Raw genomic sequence first — 17,001 nt, 5'->3', positions numbered from 1 at the left:
CGCAAGCGCCAAAGCCATCTTTTTTACAAAAAAATGACGGTCCTTCTGTTGCCGGTCACCCAAGCGAAAATCGCGCCGAATCAGCAGCTTAAAGGATTGCCTTGTGCGTCTGCGCCGCAGGCGGCCGCAGGCGTCGCCTGCTGGGCACTGTAGACGCTGGCGGTGGTCGCGTTGAAATTCCGCCTCGGCAGGTTGGCCGGAACCGGACCGTTGCCGGATGGTGCAGCGGCGGCCATCGGCGGGTTTGACGAAAAGATCGTGCCGCTGTCGGCGCGCACGCCGGTCGGCTGCGTCGCAAGACCCGCGATCGAGGCCTGCTGCGGCTGTGCAGGCGCTGGTGGGAACGTATTTTCGGGAGTGGGGACGGCAGCCTGCGCCGTTGCGGCTGGTGGCTGGGCCTGTTGTTGCTGCGCCTTTGAGATCGCCGGATTGACATGGCGGTTCGAGGCGGTGGTGCCGCCCTTGGCAAGAATGCCCCTGGCGCTGGCCGGCACCGTGGTGCGCGGCGCGGGCGTCGTGGCGTCGGCCGTCTTTTTCATGGTGGTGCAGCCGCCGAGCGTCAAGGCGGAAAGACAGGCGATCGCCAGCGTCATGCGGACATTCGAACGAAGGAAAAGCGTTTTCGGCAAGGTTTGCCCCGTCAACTCGTTTCGCGGGCGTCATGCCGCGAATCATCATGTCGAGCATCTCGCGGAAGAGCGGCACGGACAAGCCGTTTGGGGCAGGCGGGCCGTCGCGAGGTTAGCCTGACGCAAGGTTGCGGGACGCAACGCGGCGGTTGAGTAAAAAAGAAACCGCCGCGTTGAAAAATCTTACCAGCTGCCAATATTCGGTGCAGAAGCCCAGGGTTCGGCAACGGGGAGGTTGTCGCCCTTCTGGAGGAGCTCTATCGAAATGCCGTCCGGCGAACGGACGAAGGCCATCCGGCCCTCGCGTGGCGGACGATTGATGGTGATGCCGTTGTCCGAAAGGTGCTGGCAGAAATCGTAGATGTTATCGACCTCATAGGCGAGGTGACCAAAGTTGCGTCCGCCGGTATAATCCTCGGTGTCCCAATTGTAGGTCAGCTCGACGCAGGGGGCGAGAACTTCCTTGGCGTCGCTGAGATCGTCGGGAGCCGCGAGAAAGACCAGCGTGAAGCGGCCCTTCTCGTTGTCGATGCGCCGGATCTCTTTCAGGCCGAAAACGGTGGTGTAGAAATGAAGCGAAGCGTCCAGGTCTTTCACCCGGACCATGGTATGAAGATAACGCATTATGGTGTCTCCCTCCGACAAATCCAGTCGCCGATAAGCCCCGTGCGGGTCCGTGCTGGATATGGCGCAGACGCCAGCCTGGAGCAAGCCACTCTAGATAGAGATGAAGGTGGATAAAGCCAAGGCAGGGACTTGCGCTGCATGGTTAGCAGGATGTTAATCTATCCTCTAAGAATCAGTTGATCGTCACGTCGTAACGCGTAATCGAGGGGCCGACAGGATATGGCAGACAGAATGTCATCGAAGGACGTTGGCAGTTTCGAAGAGCTTCCGGGCGAGCCGGTCGAGCTGATCGAAATCACTGGCGTCGTCAAATGGTTCGATGTGGCGAAGGGGTTCGGCTTCATCGTTCCCGACAACGGCATGCAGGATGTGCTTCTGCACGTCACCTGCCTTCGCCGGGACGGATACCAGACCATTCTGGAAGGCACGCGCATCGTCGCGATGATCCAGAAGCGGGACCGCGGCTACCAGGCGTTCCGCATCCTGTCCATGGATCAGTCGACAGCCGTCCACCCCTCGCAATTGCCGCCGGTGCGCACTCACGTCCAGGTGACCGCAACCAGTGGCCTGGAACGGGCCTTGGTGAAGTGGTTCAACCGCACCAAGGGTTTCGGCTTCCTGACGCGCGGCGAGGGGACCGAGGACATTTTCGTGCACATGGAGACGCTGCGCCGTTTCGGTCTCACCGAACTGCGCCCCGGCCAGGTCGTGCTGGTGCGGTTCGGGCCGGGTGACAAGGGTCTGATGGCAGCGGAAATCCATCCCGACAACCCCAATCCCGTGAGCCGGTCGCACTGATGCGCATCTCGTTTCCGTCCTTTCTCAAAAGCGCCCTTGCGGCGCTTTTTCTCATCTTGGCGGGTAGTGCGGTTGCGCAGGACGTGACCTTCCCGCGCGACGAGCTTTCGATCAAGACCGCGGCCGGGCAGACCTACAAGTTTACGATCGAGCTCGCTTTCACCGACGCCCAGCGCGAGCGGGGGCTGATGTACCGCAAGGTGATGGCGCCGGATGCCGGCATGCTCTTCGATTTCGGCATGCCGCGACCGGTCTCCATGTGGATGGAGAACACCATCCTGCCCCTCGACATGCTGTTCATCCAGGGCGACGGCACGATCTCGCATATCCGCGAGAACGCAGTGCCCTATTCGCGCGACATCATCGATTCGCACGGGCCGGTGAAATTCGTGCTGGAACTCAATGCCGGCCGATCGAAGTCGCTCGGCATCAAGGTGGGCGACAAGGTGATCAGCAAACGCATCGGCAATCAGTGGTGAACCTCCGGGGTTATCCTCAGCCTGTTTGCTTTAGCGTAACCGCGGTTCCATTTTGCTGTTGCGGCACAAGGGGGAACCGTGTATCTCGCAACCAACGTAGGAACGGAGTGTAGCGCAGTCTGGTAGCGCATCTGGTTTGGGACCAGAGGGTCGGGAGTTCGAATCTCTCCACTCCGACCAACGCTTTCAGGTGAGGCTCCTCATCCGTTTCATTCCATGGAGCGTTACAGGAATGGCCGCCAAGATCTATCGTCCCGCAAAGACCGCCATGCAGTCCGGCAAGGCCAAGACCCATCTCTGGGTGCTGGAATTCGACCAGGAACAGCCGCGCCGCATCGATCCGATCCTTGGCTACACATCCTCGGGCGACATGAAGCAGCAGCTCAAGCTGACCTTCGAGAACCAGGAACAGGCGGAAGCCTATGCCAAGCGCGAAGGCATCGAATACCGCGTCATCCAACCGAAGGATCCGAATCGCCAGATCGTTTCCTACACCGACAATTTCCGCTTCAGCCGCACCCAGCCCTGGACGCATTGATTTTCTAGCCGCCCGGGCTTCCCCCGGGCGCTGCAGCCGAGATCGGCCCCTTAGCTCAACTGGATAGAGCAGCTGCCTTCTAAGCAGCAGGTCGCAGGTTCGAGTCCTGCAGGGGTCGCCAATGATTTCAAGAAGATAGAAACCATCAAAGCTGATATGGCAATTTCGGGGTAACGCTCGGGGTAACGGCGGCGCAAAAAAGTCCGCTCCATTCGCGAAGCGAGCGGACTTGCGAAAACATTAAATTTTTTGTGCGACAGCGAGAGACTCGAATGGAACGGCTATCGTTCCCGCCTCGAAGGCTTCTGCCCCGAACTTGGCCAATGACCTCTTGGAAGCTACGACTTTGCCGTCGAGCTGCATCACAAGCCACAAACTCCCATCCATGTTTTTCGCCTGGCGAACGTCGAGATTGCCGGCGCTTCGCCATTTGTTGTTGCTATAAGAACGAACGTCTATTGCCAGAGCCCGCTCCACATCTAATGCCTCAGGCCGGCAGCGCCACGCCCTAGGGTCCGATTTACCCGAGCTGGCTTCGAGGGCTTTGATGTGTTTTTCCGTCCACTGAGGATGTCGATGGGGCACGTCGTCCCACGGGAAAAACTCGTCCGCCTCAAACGTAAACCTCACTTGGAGCAACCCACCGCTCCGATAGGCGCGACTTGATGTACGGGCTGTTGCCGTGTTGTCTCCGTTAGGGTCAGTAGTAGCCCAGATGAAGTCGGGACTCGGAAAGTCTGCTATACTATGCGATGGCGGCCTTAGTTCGCGGCTGGCCAGTATCCACGGCAGGTGCCACGAAGACGTATAGTGGTAAACTATCATGTGAAGATTCCTGAATGCTTTGCCAATCGATAGTTTCTTTATAGGACCCGCTTTCGCTGTCGGACAGGATGGGAGGCAAGGAAAGCCTCGTCGTTCGCCACGATGTCGTCAATCTCCTCCCGAGTGATTCGATTGGTCGAATAGAGATCTGCCGTCCGCCGCCTCTTCCATTCGATAGCTGCCCGATCAGGCGCGGGTGTCCTGATCTGGTCCTCAGTCGCCGATTTCATGCGGTAAAGCATCCGATCGCGTTTCCTGTAGTGGTCAGCTTCATCCGCCGATGTTAGCTGCTGCTCCGAAACGACCAGATCGAAGAGGAGTATTGCATCATGTATTTCGAGGCGCGCGTGATGAAGCCTGACTGTTGCCTCGGCCTTATGCCATGCCGTCCGGCGCGCGTCGCGGAGCATGCGGTTATATTCGAAGTCCGTTAGAGCCCCCTCGGAAAGGGGCTCCATGACGCGGCTCATGAACTGGTCGAGCTGCTTGCGCTTCTTGAGGGCGATGCTCATTCGGTTTCTCCAGCCGGGGTGCGGGTCGCACGTTCGATCGCGCCGTGCAACTCTCCCTGCAGTTCGCTGATATGGCTAAGAACCGCCACGATGGCGCCAGAGCGCTGCCCTTTCTGGCCGTCCGGCTCGTCGCCGTGGTCATTGAGAAAATCCGCCGCATCGCGGGTAACCTGCAGCAGGGCGAGGACGAGATAGGAGCGATCTACGTCAGCCGACGTAATGGCCTCGTTGGTCTTCATGTTCATGCCCTCCCTGCCATATCGATGACAGCCTGGATCAGGCGCGCGGTGTCTCCGAGAAAGCCGTTGCTCTTGATCTCCAAGGCGAAGACGGGGCTGGCCGTGAGGATTTTCGCCTTAATGGCGAGGCCTGCGGGAGTGAAAGCCGGGACGCGCGAGATTTTAGACGCCGCCCTGTCAATTTTTGTTTTGGCGTCGGATATACGCTCCTTCGCGGCATTGACGCCGGACACCTTGCGGAGCCGCGAGGTTTCCGCCTCATAGGCCTGCGCCAGCACCAACCGCTCCCGATACTTTTGGATCATTTCTGTTCGAAAGGCTTGGTTGCGAGCAAGCGACTTTTCCGTCCGACCGGTCGGCGTGTGGTTTTCCCAATCCGCAAGTCTCTCCTTCGCCTGCTCGGCTGTAGTCAGGTGGAAGCAGGTCACGCGGATTGCCTCCCGCTGCCTCCTGTTAAGCCGTTTAGTCAGAACGCTGGTATCCCGCATCAGGAGACGGCCGATTATGTCGCGCTCTGCGTTGTCTCGTGTTGCGTATCGCGACTCGGCGTGCGCGCCTTCCAACAGATCTTCCGGGGCAAGCGGCCAAAGATGCTTCCATTCGTCTGCCAGCCATTCAAGCGCGGCCTCGGCTTCCGCATACTCGGCGCGAGCTGCCAGCAGTTGGGCATGGGCCTGCAGCAGATCCGGGTTTTCGGCAGGCAGGGCGGCAGCAGTTGCAGATTTGGCCGGGGAGGGAGCCGCGAGGACGGCGACGGATGCCGAAGTTGCGGCGAAGCCTGTGAGCATCTGGCGACGGCTCAAGGCCGGTTCCGTAGTGGCGGTGGATGTGATAGCTTTGGTGTTAGCCATTTTCGTTTCCTTCAAGGGGCTCGTTTTGGTCAGAGCTGGGAAGGGGCTGCAACCCCTTCTTCAGCTTGCATTGCTTCATAGGCCTTGGCCTGCTCCTCCGCCTCATTGAAGGCGTCGATGATATCCTCTCGCGATAGTGGCTTATGTTCAGGGTCCGTAACCCGATCGTATTTTTCCAAGATCACTTCGAGCGATGCCTCGGACAGGCGCAGGTAGCCACCGCGGCCGGTCGGCACGAGCAGCATGTTCCGGATGTTGATCGGTTTCTTTTCGTTAACCATGCCCTCATCTCCCGTCTTGATATTCCTCAAGAACGCTTGCGGTTTCTATTTTCGTATGTAACTTGCGAAAAACATAACCGCGTATTAGAATGATTGCAAGAGTTAACTTGTGAAAAAGGAAAGTTAATGATTTCGCCCGAACAATGCCGAGCTGCGCGTGCTCTTTTGGACTGGACGCAGGGCGACCTTGCCGAACGGAGCTTGTTGAGCGCCGTTTCGATCAGGGCCTTTGAGAAGGGCGGAGAGATGCGGGATTCGAACCGGAAGCTGCTTCGAATGACGTTCGAAGAGGCTGGTATTGCATTTATTGCCGAGAACGGCGGCGGGGCTGGTGTCCGGCTGGCAAAGCCTAAGGCCTAACCAGCAGCGGTTATTTGTCGTCTTCCCCTAAGTCAGATTGCCGATCTGCAAGTGTCTGCAAAGCTCTAAGGCGTTCGCGCATATCCTGTTCGGATGCTTCATCGAGCCCTTGGGCGGTTGTCCACCCCGCCGCATATAAGGCGGTCTCAACTTCTGGATTCGAGCGGCGGCTGATGGCTGGTGCCACTATCCTGGTGGCCGTGGTGGATATATCCGCAGTCGCCAAGATTAGTTCCATCAAGATATCGCCCATCAGCTCTAGTCCTCGCCGAAGTATCTGAGTCCGTTCCTCTTCCGTCTGAGTTGTTCGGAGGCGGGCGTTCACTCCCGTAATCTCCCGTGCCGCGCGACGTTTGAGATTTAACAAGTGCAACTTCTGCTCCTCAAGCGTGTCGGCCTTATCGGCGGCCTCCAAGCCGATCTTGAAAAGCTGCCTTACCATCTCGGCTTTTGACTTGAGTTTGTTGCCGGCGCCCCAGTTATCGATCGCCGCAGCCTCGGACTCTGTAACAAGGACTTGTAGCCTAGTGCTCCGTACTTCGTCCTCATCTGGTCGTTCATCTCCGAATTTATTCCTAGGCATGAGCAGGTAACCTTCCAAAGTTTTCCACAAAATTCGCTGTTTTTGGTGGATTAATCACGGTTTTTCTTCCATGACCGTTCCCGAACGTTCTCGATATGTAGTATGGTGATGTTGTAACATTGGTTAACGAGGACGCCATGGAGTACTTCACATCACAACAGGTCCAGGATCGCTACAAGATTTCTCCGACAACGCTGTGGCGTTGGGTGCACGACGAAGATCTACGGTTCCCAACGCCGCTGGTCGTTAAGAGACGCAGGCTTTTCGAACAGCGGAAGATTTTGGAATGGGAGCGGTTGCGCTCCGGGGAGGTTGCGTGATCAGCCCCAAAAACGAAGGACAGCAGGGTCCAAGCCGGCAAGCACAGAACCCTACTGCCTCTATCGAGCGTCAACCGCGGCAAGCCGCGGCGCTCCCCTTTCACCAACGATACGAGGACCGTCGATGACGAGACCAGTTAAGCCGCAATACTCGCTTCGAGTCCAGTGCTTGGACGACAATAACGAGGTCAATGGGCCGCAGATCACAGCTTATGGAAGGGCTGCCTGGGCACTCAAACACCTTATCGACGCTGGCGATAGGGGATGTACACCGATCGACCAGCCAGGCCCTCGCTGGAGCCATTACACGTACCTCCTGCGCAAGAAGATGGGCTTCACGATTGAGACCGTTCACGAGAAGCACGGCGGCACGTTTGCCGGGACCCACGCTCGATATCGGCTACATTCGAAAGTCGAAGTCCTCGAAGACAATACGGGGGCGGCAGCTTGATGGCTGATCTCCAGGACGACAGCAAGGTTAGCGCCGCAGCGCGCTGGCTCTCAGAACAGACGGTACCGCCGCCAAACCCAATAACCGCCATTCGCGGGAAATTCTTGCTCAATGCCTTACAGGCTTGCGAAGCCTGCAGGATAGCTCAAACAATTCGTACCGGAGCGCCCGTGCATGGCTGAGTTCAACCCACGTGACAAGAGCCGAACCTCTAGCGGCAAGACTTACAATCAGGTGAGGAAGAACAACAAGCCACCCCAAGGGGAAGTCAGCGCAGACAGTTCCCAGCGTTGGCAGTGGATGACGGTCGAGCTTCTGTCATCGCCAGCATTCAGGACGATGAGCCCAAACGCTTCCAGGGCGTTTTTTCGGATCATCATCGAACACGCTTCCCATGGCGCCCTACGGAATGGCTCGCTTATCGTTACCCATCAGCAGTTTGTCGAGCATGGCGTAACAGGAGAGTACGTCGCGGACGCAATTGACGAGCTGGAATATAAGGGCCTCATCAAGATTAAGCGGGGTAGGGCAGGGGCGGGAACGGCCCACCCCAACCTCTACACCCTCACGTTTTGCGGCGATTTTGAAGGTGCGCCAGCGACGAACGAATGGCGCAAGTGCGCAAAGGATAAGTGCGTCAGATGGGACGAGGTAGACCGGAAGCTTGCCAAGACAAGACGGGAAAAGCTCGGTCGGAAGAAAGATGCCCCACTTCGGGAAACCGAAATGCGTCCACTACGGAAACCCGAAATGCGAAAGGTTGGATGAGGTTTTGTGATGACAAAAAATCCAGCGATTTCAATGGTTAATCCTATTTCGTACTTCCGAAATGCTTTACATATTATGGGCAGGAGGCCGATGGCATGAGCACGAGCGGCGTAGACAGCATGCCCTTACTCGACTGGCGTCCAACATGCCGGCTACTCCCTTACCCATTGGTGAATAGGGTCGGAAAAATCCGGGACGTGGCGAGCAAGCTTCTCGATAAACCCACTGAAAAGAGCGCCATCCACTATCGGCTCGTCGTTACCGAAGCGTTGCAAGCAAGCTTGAGCAAGATTGGCCTAGGCCGAGCCGAGATCGATCTGGAAATCGGGCTGTTTTGGACAGCGGTAGAAAATGAACTGGCGCGGCAAACATACGGCTGGCGCCAAGACCCTGACGGAGGCGCGGCATGAACGAGATCCGGCACTTCCCCATTTTTCAGACGCGACCGGAAGAGGTTTTCGTCGAAGGTTGGAAACAGCATTTGGCCGATACCGGCTATCCAGAAAATTTCGAGAACGTATCGACCTGTCGGCCGCACGACATGGCCGGCATTGTTCTGCTGTCGGGTGAACTTAAAATTCCGCGAGCGCGTCGTTTCGACGGTGCCCTGGCGCCATGCCCCTTGTGCTCCCCGGGATCGCCAAAATTTGAGATTGGAGTTTTGGCATGGTTCCCGGCAGAAAGAACCGTGCAGTGCATCGGGCACGACTGCGCCCGCCGACATCTTGGTGAGGAATACAGTCAGGCTGCTGTGGTCTATCGGCGGGAATCCAAAGCCAAGCGGATTATCAGCATTTGGGCGGAGCTCCAGGATAGGGCGCCGAGACTGCGGGAAGTCGGCCATGCACTTCTGCCGATCGCCAAGGCGATAGAAGCGGCGAGGAGCCGTCTGGAAAACGAGGCAGAGCAATTTTGTAGCATCGTCCGGCATGAGCTCAACTTCAATAACGGGCGGATTTCCGAAGAAATCGATACGGGGCTCCGGGACAGCCGGCGGCGAAAGGTGTGGGAAACGCGTCAGGTGGGAACGATTGTCGGCTTCGAGTTCCTGAACACTTATCGGCCAGCCGCTCAGCTCCGCGCGGTCTTGAAGACACTGGACAGCATTGACGACCCTTTGCCCGACTGGCGGCCGGGGAATGAAGATGCCGAAAGCCTGGAAGAGATTTTGACGCGCGGCCAAAAGATGGTCTCTGCCGTCCAACGAATGAAAGTAGTGCGGGACTACCTAGCGGATGCCAGGCGCTTTCTGCACGACAACAACCTTGCGGTCTTCGAGTTGTGGGGAACGCTGGGAAATTCGCCTTTTGAAACCCTTTCATTCCGACGTAAGGGCAATTGGCTTTCTCTCAAGGGCAAATCCTATTACGGCCAGCACTCGGCGTATTTTGAGCTGTCGCCGGAACTCTTCTCGCCATTGCCGGCCGCCACCGATTCCACATTCTTTGTCGCTGGATTTGGAAAGGGCGCTCAATGATCGAAGTCTATTGCGATGGCGCATGCGAACCGAACCCCGGCCCAGGCGGCTGGGGTTTCGTCGCCTATAAGGATGGCGCAGAGATCCATAGCGAGTTCGGCGGCGATCCCGAGACCACAAACAACCGTATGGAACTGGAAGGCGCCTTGCGGGCTCTGACCTGGATGGCCGTGAACTGTGCCGGCCGGGAGGCGGCCTTGCTGTCGGATTCGCGTTATGTGGTCGATGGCTGCAACGACTGGCGGCACAAGTGGAAGGCCAAGGGCTGGAAGCGCGGCAAGCAGGAGATCAAGAACCCCGTCCTCTGGCGCTCCCTGGACGAGGTTTTGACGATCTACCCCCTGAAGCTGATCTGGTGCAAAGGCCATTCGGGGATCGCGGGCAACGAGCGCGCCGACGAACTTTCGATGATGGGCATCGCTCACATGACATTGGCGGGACAGTCACGGGACGAAACCGGTGATTATCTGTCGGAAGAATACCGCCTCGTGATGGCCGAATAGTGCAATGATTCCAAGAATGTGCTATGCGTAACGTTAGATCATAACGGGACGGTCGAGGTTCAAAATGTGGTATGTTCTCAGGACGGCTCCAGGTCGCCAATCCCTAGCCCTCGATGAGCTGGAGGCAATCGGGATCGATGCGATTGCCCCGGTCATCAGGCGGGAAGTCATGCATTATCAGACCAAAAGCTGGTCAATGAGGCGGTTTCCATTGTTCAGCGGCTATGTGTTCGGCTCCTTACATGGCGAGGCTGATTTCGACGCCCTTCGCAAGATGGATCACGTTCAGGCCGTCCTCGGCGGCTCCGATGGACCGATCCCGATCCCGACAAAGGCTGTCATTGAGCTTTGCGAGGCGCAGAACCGCGGCGACTACGATATCCTGCGGCCACCACCGGCCGCCTCATTCGCGCCCGATGTCCGGGTTCGGATCGAGTCCGGCCCGCTGGCCGGCGCCTATGCCCGCGTCACCAGAGCCAAGGGCAAAGGCAAGCGCGCCGTGATGGCGATTGTGGAAAGCGTTGAGAACATGCGCGAAATCGAACTCAGTATTGCAAATCTCCGCCTAGCGGCTTAGATTGTGCGCAACTTGATTTGGCCTGATTTGCAGATGGGGTTCTAAGGATCACCCACGGGGCCACGGGAAGGCTAGTTGCTTTCCTCCCTGTCCAGAAATGCGCCCAAAATTCTGCTCGCTGGCTCTCCTTAGATTTGAGGGCGCTAGCAGCACCCTGCGCTCATATCAGTTGAGCTCTGGCTTTAGAGATCAACCGTGTGACCTCGTCAAGAACCGGCTTCACTACTTCGACGTGCCGCATTTCATGTTCTGCGGGTATTCCCGAATTCTTGTAACGGTCATTCAGCCGGGTTTCCATGTCATCTAAGATTGGAAGGGCTTTAACGCCCAGGCAATGGATTAGGGCAGAGAGGGCCTCTTCAGCAACTGCTGCCGCCCCATCATGTGTGCTGCTTAGGTGCTGCATACGTCGCGTATTATCGTCCATTCCGCTCTCCCGGGTTGCCCATGTCACTCGGCGCCAAGCAACTCTTGTAACGCTACGATGACACTCGCGTAACGTTCGTAACGCGTTACGGCGAACATTTCGGAGAGCAAGCCGTTCCATGAGCCGACGATGGACCGGTTCGCATAGGATGCACTATTGGGCAACCTACATTTTAATGCGTCGGAAAGTCGGACTGTCGAAGCGCGTTGTCTTTACGGCAAAGTAGGCTATCGCAAACCGTGGGTCTGAAAGCTCTCGCGTATTAAAGTCGAGACCTCCGCTCCACAGATCGCCAGGGGCGAGCTGATAGGGCAAGCCTTTAGGCGTTGCGAATGTGGTTGTGTCGAATATGCCGAGCCTTGTGCGGGATAGGCCAAATAACGCATGGAGCACTGACGGGTAACCCCAGATGTCGAGCCCTGTTATGGTGGTAGGCGTATCACCGATGCTGGACACTTCTGCCGCGATGATGTGGTGCCGCATTTCCGGCATGTCGTATTGATGAGATGCGCTAACCCTTAGCCGCACGCCACTCTCGAACCATCGGCGGACCTCAAGAAATAAGGCGCCAGTGGCAACAATGGCCGCATAAAACGCGGCGACATCCGAAATCGTCAAAATCATTTGCTCCCACGGTAACCCATGCCGTTCCTGAAGAACGCACGGCATGAGAAGTTCGCACATGCCCTCGCAAAGGGAAAGACTGAGCCATGACCGACGATCCCCGAAAAAACGGGAAGGAAACGGGAAAGGGTAAGCCCCCCGTCGAGCACCAGTTCAAGCCGGGAAATCCGGGGAGACCTAAGGGTGCCCGCAGCAAGTTGGGCGAGGCCTTCATTGAGGATCTGCTTGCCGCCTGGGAGAGCCAGGGACCGGCCGCAATCCAGACCGTTATCGAGAAGCGCCCGCAGGATTTTTTGAAGGTCGTGGCCTCGCTGATGCCGAAGGACCTGAACGTTAATATCAACCAGATGGATGACCTGACGGATGAGCAGCTCCTTGAGCGCATCCGGACCCTTGACGCCGCGATCCGACCTTTCCTTGATGCTGAGGGAGCAGGCCGAGCTGCTGGCAGAGATGGACCGGAGACGGCGCACTAATCGCCTCGCTTCCTACAGGCCTTATGCAAAGCAGAAGGAATTCCATCTAGCCGGCGCCGCCTATCGCGAGCGCCTGTTCATGGCCGGCAACCAGCTTGGCAAAACGCTGGCCGGTGCAGCCGAAGCTGCGATGCATCTGACTGGTCGGTATCCGGAAGGGTGGAACGGCAAGCGGTTCAAGCGGCCTATCGTGATGCTGGCCGGCTCCGAGTCCTACGAGCTGACGCGCGACGGTGTGCAGCGACTTCTCATCGGTCCTCCGATGAACGAGGAGGAGTGGGGCACTGGCTATATTCCGAAGGCCGACATCGTCGCTACCACGCGGCGGTCTGGCGTCTCTGGTGCGGTCGATAGCGTCACGGTTCGGCATGTATCGGGCGGGTCGTCAACGCTGCTGTTTAAGGCCTATGAGCAGGGCCGCGGCAAATGGCAGGCAAACACGGTCGATTACGTCTGGTTCGACGAAGAGCCGCCGGAGGACGTCTATTTCGAGGGGATCACGAGAACGAACGCGACGGGCGGGCTGATTGCCGTCACGTTCACGCCGCTCAAGGGAATGAGCGCAGTCGTGGCTCGCTATCTGCTGGAGGTCTCGGAAGATCGGTCCGTCATCACTATGACGATCGAAGATGCCGAGCACTATTCTGCTGAGGATCGCCAGCGGATTATTGCCAGCTACCCGGCCCATGAGCGGGACGCCCGAACGAAGGGCGTACCGACGCTGGGCTCCGGCCTGATTTTCCCGATCCTGGAAGACGACATCGTCGTTGATCCGTTTCTCATTCCAAAGCACTGGCCACAGATCGGCGGCCTGGACTTCGGCTGGGACCACCCGACGGCTGCAACAAGCCTCGCATGGGACCGGGACAGCGACATCGTCTATCTGACGCGGGACTATCGGCAGAGTAGGGCGACACCGATCATACATGCCGCGGCGCTGAAGCCTTGGGGAATATGGATGCCTTGGGCATGGCCTCATGACGGCAACAACGATACGGCTGCCGGGGAGAACCTGGCTACTCAATACAAGGCCCAGGGCCTGAAGATGCTGCCGGAGCGGGCAACGTTCGTGGACGGTTCGAACAGCGTCGAGGCGGGTCTGATGGACATGCTCGATCGGATGCAGACCGGCCGGTTCAAGGTGTTCCGCACTTGCGGCGCCTGGCTTCAGGAACGTCGGCTCTATCACCGCAAGGACGGCAAGGTCGTCAAAGAGCGCGACGATACGATTTCAGCGTCCCGGTACGCGCTCATGATGCTGCGCAAGGCCATCGTTAAGCCGACCGCCGGCTCATGGGATTTCACACCGCAGAAGGTTGTTTGATGGCTGACGAAAGGAAAGACAGTTTGACCCCGACTATCGCGAACCTGGTCAAGGAATGCGAGAGCTATCGGGAACAGCTGTCGATCGACCGCGACAAGGCGACGGAATACTTCGACGGCACGATGGACGACGTTCCGGTCATTGACGGCCGGTCCAAGGTGGTCAGCCGGGACGTCCGCGCTCATGTGAAGAAAGTCCTGCCATCGCTGGTCCGGACGATCCTGGGCAACGACAAGATTGCCGAATACCAGCCGATTGCCGAAGGCGACGAGCCGTTTGCCGAGCAGGCGACCGACTACATCAGCAATGTCGTCTTCCCGGAGAGCGATGGATACGAAGCTGTCGAGGACGCGATCCACGATGCGCTGAAGCTTCGCAACGGCATCATTCGCTGGTGGTACGAGAAGAAAGCCTCGGTCATCGTCACGAAGCACACCGGCCTCGACGAAATGTCGCTGGTGCAGCTTGTCGCCGACGACGACGTGACGGTGCTGGAGCAGGAACAGCGCGTCGAGACGATGGATATGGGCGACGGCCAGCCGCCGCAGCCCCAGACAGTCTATGATGTGAAGATCCGCAAGCGTTGTGAGAAGGGCCGAACCCGTCTTGGTGCGGTGCCTCCGGAACAGTTGCTGGTTCACCCGGACGCGCTTGATATCATCGAAAGCCCTCTTACGGGCATCAACATGCGGCTCCGTCGCTCCGAACTGGTCGCCCTTGGCTATGACCGGTCAGTCATCGACGAGCTACCGATTGCCGGGTCAACGATCGACCAGGACGACGAGGAGGCCACTCGGCGCCGTGATCTGATCAATGACGACTCCAGCACGCTCGCCAAGTCGCTGCAGGAGATCGAATATTACGAGCTTTATGTCCGGATCGATCAGGACGACGACGGGATCGCTGAGCTTCGCCGCATGGTTTATGCCGGCGGTATCAAGGAAGACTATCTGCTCGAAAACGAGGAATGGGATGAAGTCCCGTTCGCCGATATCATTTCGGAGCGCCGGCCGCACCAGCGCGAAGGCACGTCGATCGCCGACGACACGATGGAAGGCCAGAAGGTCAAGACCGTTCTACTCCGTGAAAGTCTCGACAACATCTATTGGCAGAACAAGCCGCAGCCGATCGTTGACGAAACGGCTGTGGTGAACCCGGATGCGGTGCTGAACCCGGCGTTCGGCAAGCCAATCAGGGTGACGCAGGGGACAGACGTGCGGGCAGCGCTCGGGTTCACGCAGGTGCCGTTCGTCGCCGCCAGCTCGTTCCAGATGATGGATTATTTCGACCGGGAGATGGCCGATGTGACCGGCATCTCCGATGCATCGAGCGGGCTTCCTCCCGATGCTCTCCAGAACATGACGGCGAAGGCGTCGGCCATGTTCGAACAATCGGGCATCGGCCAGACGGAGCTTATGGCGCGCACCATCGCTCGCGGCCTGGTGCGAGTGTTCAAGGGCCTCCTGAAGCTCACGATCAAGCATCAGGACCGCCCGCGCACGGTTCGCCTGCGCAAGAAGTGGGTGACCTTCGATCCTCGCCCATGGAACGGCGACATGGACGTCACGGTCAACACCGGCCTCGGCGCCGGCACCCGTGAGCGCGACATGATGATGATGCAGATGATCACCGGGCTTCAAGAAAAGCTCCTGTCGCAGCTCGGCGCCGTCGACAATCCGTTCGTCACGCCCAAGAACGTCTACAACGCCCTGACAAAGCTGGTCGAAGCTTCCGGCCTCCGTTCCGTCGACCAGTACTTTACCGAGCCGGACGAGGCGAAGATCCAGAAGATGATGGCGGCCGCTGCCAACAAGCCGAATCCGGAAATGGAGAAGGTGAAGCAGCAGCAGGCCAAGATGGAAGCCGACAACGCCATCGCCATGAAGAAGATCGAGAGCGAGGAACGGATCGAGATGGCCCGCCTGCAGCAAGAGAGTGAGCTGAAGCGCTACCAGATCGATCAGGAAATCAATCTGAAGCAGCGCCAGAACATGGCCGAAGTTCTTTCAGGCGGCCACATCATGCAAACCCAGCTCGGGGGGATGCCCGGATGAGGGATGCTGAAAAGGTCGCTCTTGCCCGCGCGCTTCGAGACAATCCGCTTTTCAACATGCTGCTCGACGATATCGAGGCAGCGGCAATCAATGCCTGTGTGAACGCAAAGGCAACAGATCATGAGGCGCGCGCTGCCCACGCGGCAGAGGTTCGCGCCATCCGAAATTTGCGCAGCAAGCTCAACCACCTCTCGGAGGAAGCAAAGGCTGGCGCAAATCGAGCACCCGCATAACGCCGGTGCCAAGCCCCTAAGGGAAAACCATGACTACGAACGAAAGTGCCAACCTGCCGGACCTCGGCGGGAGCAAAACCGTTGAACCCTCGGACATCGACAACCCCGCAACGCTGAATTTCTGGGAGCCTGAAGAAGAACAGGCCAACCCGGCAAAAAGCGCCGAAGGGATCGCAAACGAGACGGATGCGGCCGACGATCAGAACGATGACGACGGCCAAGAGTCCGACGGCTCCGCAGACGAAGATACCGAAGGCGATGAAGACGGCGACGGGGAACCGGCAGCCGACGACAAGCTCGACGAAACCCTCGTCACACTGAAAGGCGGCGAGCAGGTTCCTGTAAAGGAACTGAAGCTCGGCTACCTGCGTGAGCGCGACTACCGCCTCAAGACCCAGGAAGTGGCCAACAAAGGCCGTGGACTGGAGCAGATGTCCAACCGCGTGGTCGATACGGCCACGGCAATTGCGAACTTCCTGATCAGTCAGATGCCTGCAGAGCCCTCGCACATGCTGGCAATGCAGAACCCTGCCGAATACACGCGCCAGAAGGCGGTCTTTGACGTTGCGGCGACGCGGGTCAACCAGATCCTCGAAATGGCAAACGGTCCGAAGCAGGTTGCTGGGGCACTGACGAAAGAGCAACGCGAATCCCTCCTTGCGACGGAAAGCGCGAAGCTCGCCGAAGCCTTCCCCCAGACAGCCACCGAAGACGGGCGAGAAGCATTCTTCGAGGATGCCTTCGAAACCGCTCGTCAGCTCGGCTGGTCGGACGAGGAAATGCAGGACGTCACCGATCACCGATACTTCAAGCTGGCGCACTACGCCCGTCTCGGCATGCAGGCTGAACGAGCGAAGAAGAAGGCTTTGGAGAAGGTGAACAATGCACCGCCGGCCGTGCCGCAAGGCAAGGCTCGTGGGCAGAACGCCCAGCAGGCCCGGAAAAATCAGGACGCAATGGCCCGGTTGACCAGAACCGGATCGCTCAAAGACGCGATGAACATCGATTTCTGATCGATTTCACCGTCCGACGGTCCATCCCTGAT

At 58.3% G+C, this 17,001-nt stretch carries 24 protein-coding genes and 2 tRNA genes; 17 read left to right on the top strand and 9 right to left on the bottom strand.

Going from position 1 to position 17,001, the window contains the following annotated elements:
• Positions 1–80: 80 nt before the first annotated feature.
• Together PMI07_RS29355 and gloA are read right to left on the bottom strand one after the other, a co-directional pair.
• Complete coding sequence (locus PMI07_RS29355) at positions 81–629, bottom strand: hypothetical protein (protein ID WP_037088605.1); 549 nt, start codon at positions 627–629, stop codon at positions 81–83.
• A gap of 183 nt (positions 630–812) precedes the next feature.
• The gene (gloA, locus tag PMI07_RS29350) at positions 813–1,253 is read right to left on the bottom strand and encodes a lactoylglutathione lyase (protein ID WP_007770271.1); all 441 of its coding nucleotides are present in this window, start codon (positions 1,251–1,253) and stop codon (positions 813–815) included.
• 222 nt (positions 1,254–1,475) lie between these two features.
• On the opposite strand from gloA, the gene PMI07_RS29345 reads away from it, so the two are divergent.
• The 5 genes from PMI07_RS29345 (at position 1,476) to PMI07_RS29325 (ending at position 3,192) form a co-directional block, all read left to right on the top strand.
• Positions 1,476–2,054: a cold-shock protein gene (locus tag PMI07_RS29345; protein ID WP_007770272.1), complete on the top strand. Its 579-nt coding sequence runs from the start codon at positions 1,476–1,478 to the stop codon at positions 2,052–2,054.
• Positions 2,054–2,533: a DUF192 domain-containing protein gene (locus tag PMI07_RS29340; protein ID WP_007770273.1), complete on the top strand. Its 480-nt coding sequence runs from the start codon at positions 2,054–2,056 to the stop codon at positions 2,531–2,533. The genes PMI07_RS29345 and PMI07_RS29340 overlap by 1 nt, the downstream gene beginning before the upstream one ends.
• Before the next feature lie 103 nt (positions 2,534–2,636).
• Positions 2,637–2,713: transfer RNA gene (locus PMI07_RS29335), tRNA-Pro, on the top strand.
• A gap of 52 nt (positions 2,714–2,765) precedes the next feature.
• Entirely contained in the window at positions 2,766–3,071 is a 306-nt protein-coding gene (locus PMI07_RS29330; protein WP_007770274.1) for an ETC complex I subunit, read from the top strand.
• 44 nt (positions 3,072–3,115) lie between these two features.
• Positions 3,116–3,192 (top strand) — tRNA-Arg (locus tag PMI07_RS29325).
• 742 nt (positions 3,193–3,934) lie between these two features.
• Here PMI07_RS29325 and PMI07_RS29315 read toward each other — a convergent pair.
• The 4 genes from PMI07_RS29315 to PMI07_RS29300 are packed head-to-tail and all read right to left on the bottom strand — an operon-like array spanning position 3,935 to position 5,779.
• Positions 3,935–4,408 carry a hypothetical protein gene (locus PMI07_RS29315; protein ID WP_007770278.1) on the bottom strand — a complete coding sequence of 158 codons (474 nt, stop codon included), beginning with the start codon at positions 4,406–4,408 and terminating at the stop codon, positions 3,935–3,937.
• Positions 4,405–4,647 carry a hypothetical protein gene (locus PMI07_RS29310; protein WP_007770281.1) on the bottom strand — a complete coding sequence of 81 codons (243 nt, stop codon included), beginning with the start codon at positions 4,645–4,647 and terminating at the stop codon, positions 4,405–4,407. The genes PMI07_RS29315 and PMI07_RS29310 overlap by 4 nt, the downstream gene beginning before the upstream one ends.
• A gap of 2 nt (positions 4,648–4,649) precedes the next feature.
• The gene (locus PMI07_RS29305) at positions 4,650–5,498 is read right to left on the bottom strand and encodes a hypothetical protein (RefSeq protein ID WP_007770282.1); all 849 of its coding nucleotides are present in this window, start codon (positions 5,496–5,498) and stop codon (positions 4,650–4,652) included.
• A 29-nt stretch (positions 5,499–5,527) separates the two neighbouring features.
• Complete coding sequence (locus PMI07_RS29300) at positions 5,528–5,779, bottom strand: hypothetical protein (RefSeq protein WP_007770285.1); 252 nt, start codon at positions 5,777–5,779, stop codon at positions 5,528–5,530.
• Positions 5,780–5,905: 126 nt separating this feature from the next.
• Here PMI07_RS29300 and PMI07_RS29295 point away from each other — a divergent pair, with 126 nt between their 5' ends.
• Positions 5,906–6,139, top strand: coding sequence for a hypothetical protein (locus tag PMI07_RS29295; RefSeq protein WP_007770287.1), 234 nt, complete (start codon positions 5,906–5,908; stop codon positions 6,137–6,139).
• Positions 6,140–6,149: 10 nt separating this feature from the next.
• Here the strand turns inward: PMI07_RS29295 and PMI07_RS29290 are convergent, their stop codons facing one another.
• Entirely contained in the window at positions 6,150–6,740 is a 591-nt protein-coding gene (locus PMI07_RS29290; protein ID WP_155956679.1) for a hypothetical protein, read from the bottom strand.
• Between the two features lie 119 nt (positions 6,741–6,859).
• Here PMI07_RS29290 and PMI07_RS36075 point away from each other — a divergent pair, with 119 nt between their 5' ends.
• From PMI07_RS36075 to PMI07_RS29255, 6 genes are all read left to right on the top strand, one after another.
• Positions 6,860–7,042, top strand: a complete 183-nt coding sequence (locus tag PMI07_RS36075; RefSeq protein ID WP_007770291.1) for a helix-turn-helix domain-containing protein — start codon at positions 6,860–6,862, stop codon at positions 7,040–7,042.
• Between the two features lie 625 nt (positions 7,043–7,667).
• Positions 7,668–8,261 carry a hypothetical protein gene (locus tag PMI07_RS29275; RefSeq protein WP_007770293.1) on the top strand — a complete coding sequence of 198 codons (594 nt, stop codon included), beginning with the start codon at positions 7,668–7,670 and terminating at the stop codon, positions 8,259–8,261.
• A 95-nt stretch (positions 8,262–8,356) separates the two neighbouring features.
• Positions 8,357–8,671, top strand: coding sequence for a DUF6074 family protein (locus PMI07_RS29270; protein WP_024164264.1), 315 nt, complete (start codon positions 8,357–8,359; stop codon positions 8,669–8,671).
• The gene (locus PMI07_RS29265) at positions 8,668–9,738 is read left to right on the top strand and encodes a hypothetical protein (protein WP_007758955.1); all 1,071 of its coding nucleotides are present in this window, start codon (positions 8,668–8,670) and stop codon (positions 9,736–9,738) included. Before PMI07_RS29270 ends, PMI07_RS29265 begins: the two co-directional genes overlap by 4 nt.
• Complete coding sequence (locus PMI07_RS29260; protein ID WP_007758953.1) at positions 9,735–10,241, top strand: ribonuclease H; 507 nt, start codon at positions 9,735–9,737, stop codon at positions 10,239–10,241. The genes PMI07_RS29265 and PMI07_RS29260 overlap by 4 nt, the downstream gene beginning before the upstream one ends.
• Positions 10,242–10,305: 64 nt before the next feature.
• A complete protein-coding gene (locus PMI07_RS29255) occupies positions 10,306–10,818 on the top strand; it encodes a transcription termination/antitermination NusG family protein (protein ID WP_007758952.1) in 513 nt (170 codons plus the stop codon).
• Between the two features lie 160 nt (positions 10,819–10,978).
• Here PMI07_RS29255 and PMI07_RS29250 read toward each other — a convergent pair whose 3' ends face one another.
• A complete protein-coding gene (locus PMI07_RS29250; protein WP_037088602.1) occupies positions 10,979–11,245 on the bottom strand; it encodes a hypothetical protein in 267 nt (88 codons plus the stop codon).
• A gap of 165 nt (positions 11,246–11,410) precedes the next feature.
• Positions 11,411–11,869, bottom strand: a complete 459-nt coding sequence (locus PMI07_RS29245) for a hypothetical protein (RefSeq protein WP_155956678.1) — start codon at positions 11,867–11,869, stop codon at positions 11,411–11,413.
• 86 nt (positions 11,870–11,955) lie between these two features.
• Between PMI07_RS29245 and PMI07_RS29240 the strand changes: the two genes are divergently transcribed.
• Genes PMI07_RS29240 through PMI07_RS29220 form a run of 5 tightly spaced genes read left to right on the top strand, consistent with a single transcriptional unit; the run spans position 11,956 to position 16,969 of the window.
• The gene (locus PMI07_RS29240) at positions 11,956–12,345 is read left to right on the top strand and encodes a hypothetical protein (RefSeq protein WP_007758950.1); all 390 of its coding nucleotides are present in this window, start codon (positions 11,956–11,958) and stop codon (positions 12,343–12,345) included.
• Positions 12,233–13,669, top strand: coding sequence for a terminase family protein (locus PMI07_RS29235; protein WP_155956677.1), 1,437 nt, complete (start codon positions 12,233–12,235; stop codon positions 13,667–13,669). Before PMI07_RS29240 ends, PMI07_RS29235 begins: the two co-directional genes overlap by 113 nt.
• On the top strand, positions 13,669–15,723 hold the full coding sequence (locus tag PMI07_RS29230; RefSeq protein WP_024164263.1) for a hypothetical protein: 2,055 nt from the start codon (positions 13,669–13,671) through the stop codon (positions 15,721–15,723). Before PMI07_RS29235 ends, PMI07_RS29230 begins: the two co-directional genes overlap by 1 nt.
• A complete protein-coding gene (locus PMI07_RS29225) occupies positions 15,720–15,956 on the top strand; it encodes a hypothetical protein (protein ID WP_007763017.1) in 237 nt (78 codons plus the stop codon). Before PMI07_RS29230 ends, PMI07_RS29225 begins: the two co-directional genes overlap by 4 nt.
• Positions 15,957–15,985: 29 nt before the next feature.
• Complete coding sequence (locus PMI07_RS29220) at positions 15,986–16,969, top strand: hypothetical protein (RefSeq protein WP_007763025.1); 984 nt, start codon at positions 15,986–15,988, stop codon at positions 16,967–16,969.
• Positions 16,970–17,001 lie beyond the last annotated feature (32 nt).

Origin of the sequence: Rhizobium sp. CF080 (assembly GCF_000282095.2) — a bacterium.
GTDB lineage: Bacteria > Pseudomonadota > Alphaproteobacteria > Rhizobiales > Rhizobiaceae > Neorhizobium.
This window is presented reverse-complemented; position numbering and strand designations above follow the sequence as displayed.

What these genes read in the sequence shown, in the direction of transcription:
- PMI07_RS29275 (WP_007770293.1), top strand. Translation starts at nt 7,668, where the DNA reads ATGGCTGAGTTCAACCCACGTGACAAGAGCCGAACCTCTAGCGGCAAG.
- PMI07_RS29315 (WP_007770278.1), bottom strand. Translation starts at nt 4,408, where the DNA reads ATGAGCATCGCCCTCAAGAAGCGCAAGCAGCTCGACCAGTTCATGAGC.
- PMI07_RS29260 (WP_007758953.1), top strand. Translation starts at nt 9,735, where the DNA reads ATGATCGAAGTCTATTGCGATGGCGCATGCGAACCGAACCCCGGCCCA.
- PMI07_RS29230 (WP_024164263.1), top strand. Translation starts at nt 13,669, where the DNA reads ATGGCTGACGAAAGGAAAGACAGTTTGACCCCGACTATCGCGAACCTG.
- PMI07_RS29220 (WP_007763025.1), top strand. Translation starts at nt 15,986, where the DNA reads ATGACTACGAACGAAAGTGCCAACCTGCCGGACCTCGGCGGGAGCAAA.
- PMI07_RS29300 (WP_007770285.1), bottom strand. Translation starts at nt 5,779, where the DNA reads ATGGTTAACGAAAAGAAACCGATCAACATCCGGAACATGCTGCTCGTG.
- PMI07_RS29235 (WP_155956677.1), top strand. Translation starts at nt 12,233, where the DNA reads ATGAGCAGCTCCTTGAGCGCATCCGGACCCTTGACGCCGCGATCCGAC.
- PMI07_RS29295 (WP_007770287.1), top strand. Translation starts at nt 5,906, where the DNA reads ATGATTTCGCCCGAACAATGCCGAGCTGCGCGTGCTCTTTTGGACTGG.
- PMI07_RS29270 (WP_024164264.1), top strand. Translation starts at nt 8,357, where the DNA reads ATGAGCACGAGCGGCGTAGACAGCATGCCCTTACTCGACTGGCGTCCA.
- PMI07_RS29340 (WP_007770273.1), top strand. Translation starts at nt 2,054, where the DNA reads ATGCGCATCTCGTTTCCGTCCTTTCTCAAAAGCGCCCTTGCGGCGCTT.
- PMI07_RS29240 (WP_007758950.1), top strand. Translation starts at nt 11,956, where the DNA reads ATGACCGACGATCCCCGAAAAAACGGGAAGGAAACGGGAAAGGGTAAG.
- PMI07_RS29250 (WP_037088602.1), bottom strand. Translation starts at nt 11,245, where the DNA reads ATGGACGATAATACGCGACGTATGCAGCACCTAAGCAGCACACATGAT.
- PMI07_RS29265 (WP_007758955.1), top strand. Translation starts at nt 8,668, where the DNA reads ATGAACGAGATCCGGCACTTCCCCATTTTTCAGACGCGACCGGAAGAG.
- gloA (WP_007770271.1), bottom strand. Translation starts at nt 1,253, where the DNA reads ATGCGTTATCTTCATACCATGGTCCGGGTGAAAGACCTGGACGCTTCG.
- PMI07_RS29345 (WP_007770272.1), top strand. Translation starts at nt 1,476, where the DNA reads ATGGCAGACAGAATGTCATCGAAGGACGTTGGCAGTTTCGAAGAGCTT.
- PMI07_RS29225 (WP_007763017.1), top strand. Translation starts at nt 15,720, where the DNA reads ATGAGGGATGCTGAAAAGGTCGCTCTTGCCCGCGCGCTTCGAGACAAT.
- PMI07_RS29255 (WP_007758952.1), top strand. Translation starts at nt 10,306, where the DNA reads ATGTGGTATGTTCTCAGGACGGCTCCAGGTCGCCAATCCCTAGCCCTC.
- PMI07_RS29245 (WP_155956678.1), bottom strand. Translation starts at nt 11,869, where the DNA reads ATGATTTTGACGATTTCGGATGTCGCCGCGTTTTATGCGGCCATTGTT.
- PMI07_RS36075 (WP_007770291.1), top strand. Translation starts at nt 6,860, where the DNA reads ATGGAGTACTTCACATCACAACAGGTCCAGGATCGCTACAAGATTTCT.
- PMI07_RS29305 (WP_007770282.1), bottom strand. Translation starts at nt 5,498, where the DNA reads ATGGCTAACACCAAAGCTATCACATCCACCGCCACTACGGAACCGGCC.
- PMI07_RS29330 (WP_007770274.1), top strand. Translation starts at nt 2,766, where the DNA reads ATGGCCGCCAAGATCTATCGTCCCGCAAAGACCGCCATGCAGTCCGGC.
- PMI07_RS29310 (WP_007770281.1), bottom strand. Translation starts at nt 4,647, where the DNA reads ATGAAGACCAACGAGGCCATTACGTCGGCTGACGTAGATCGCTCCTAT.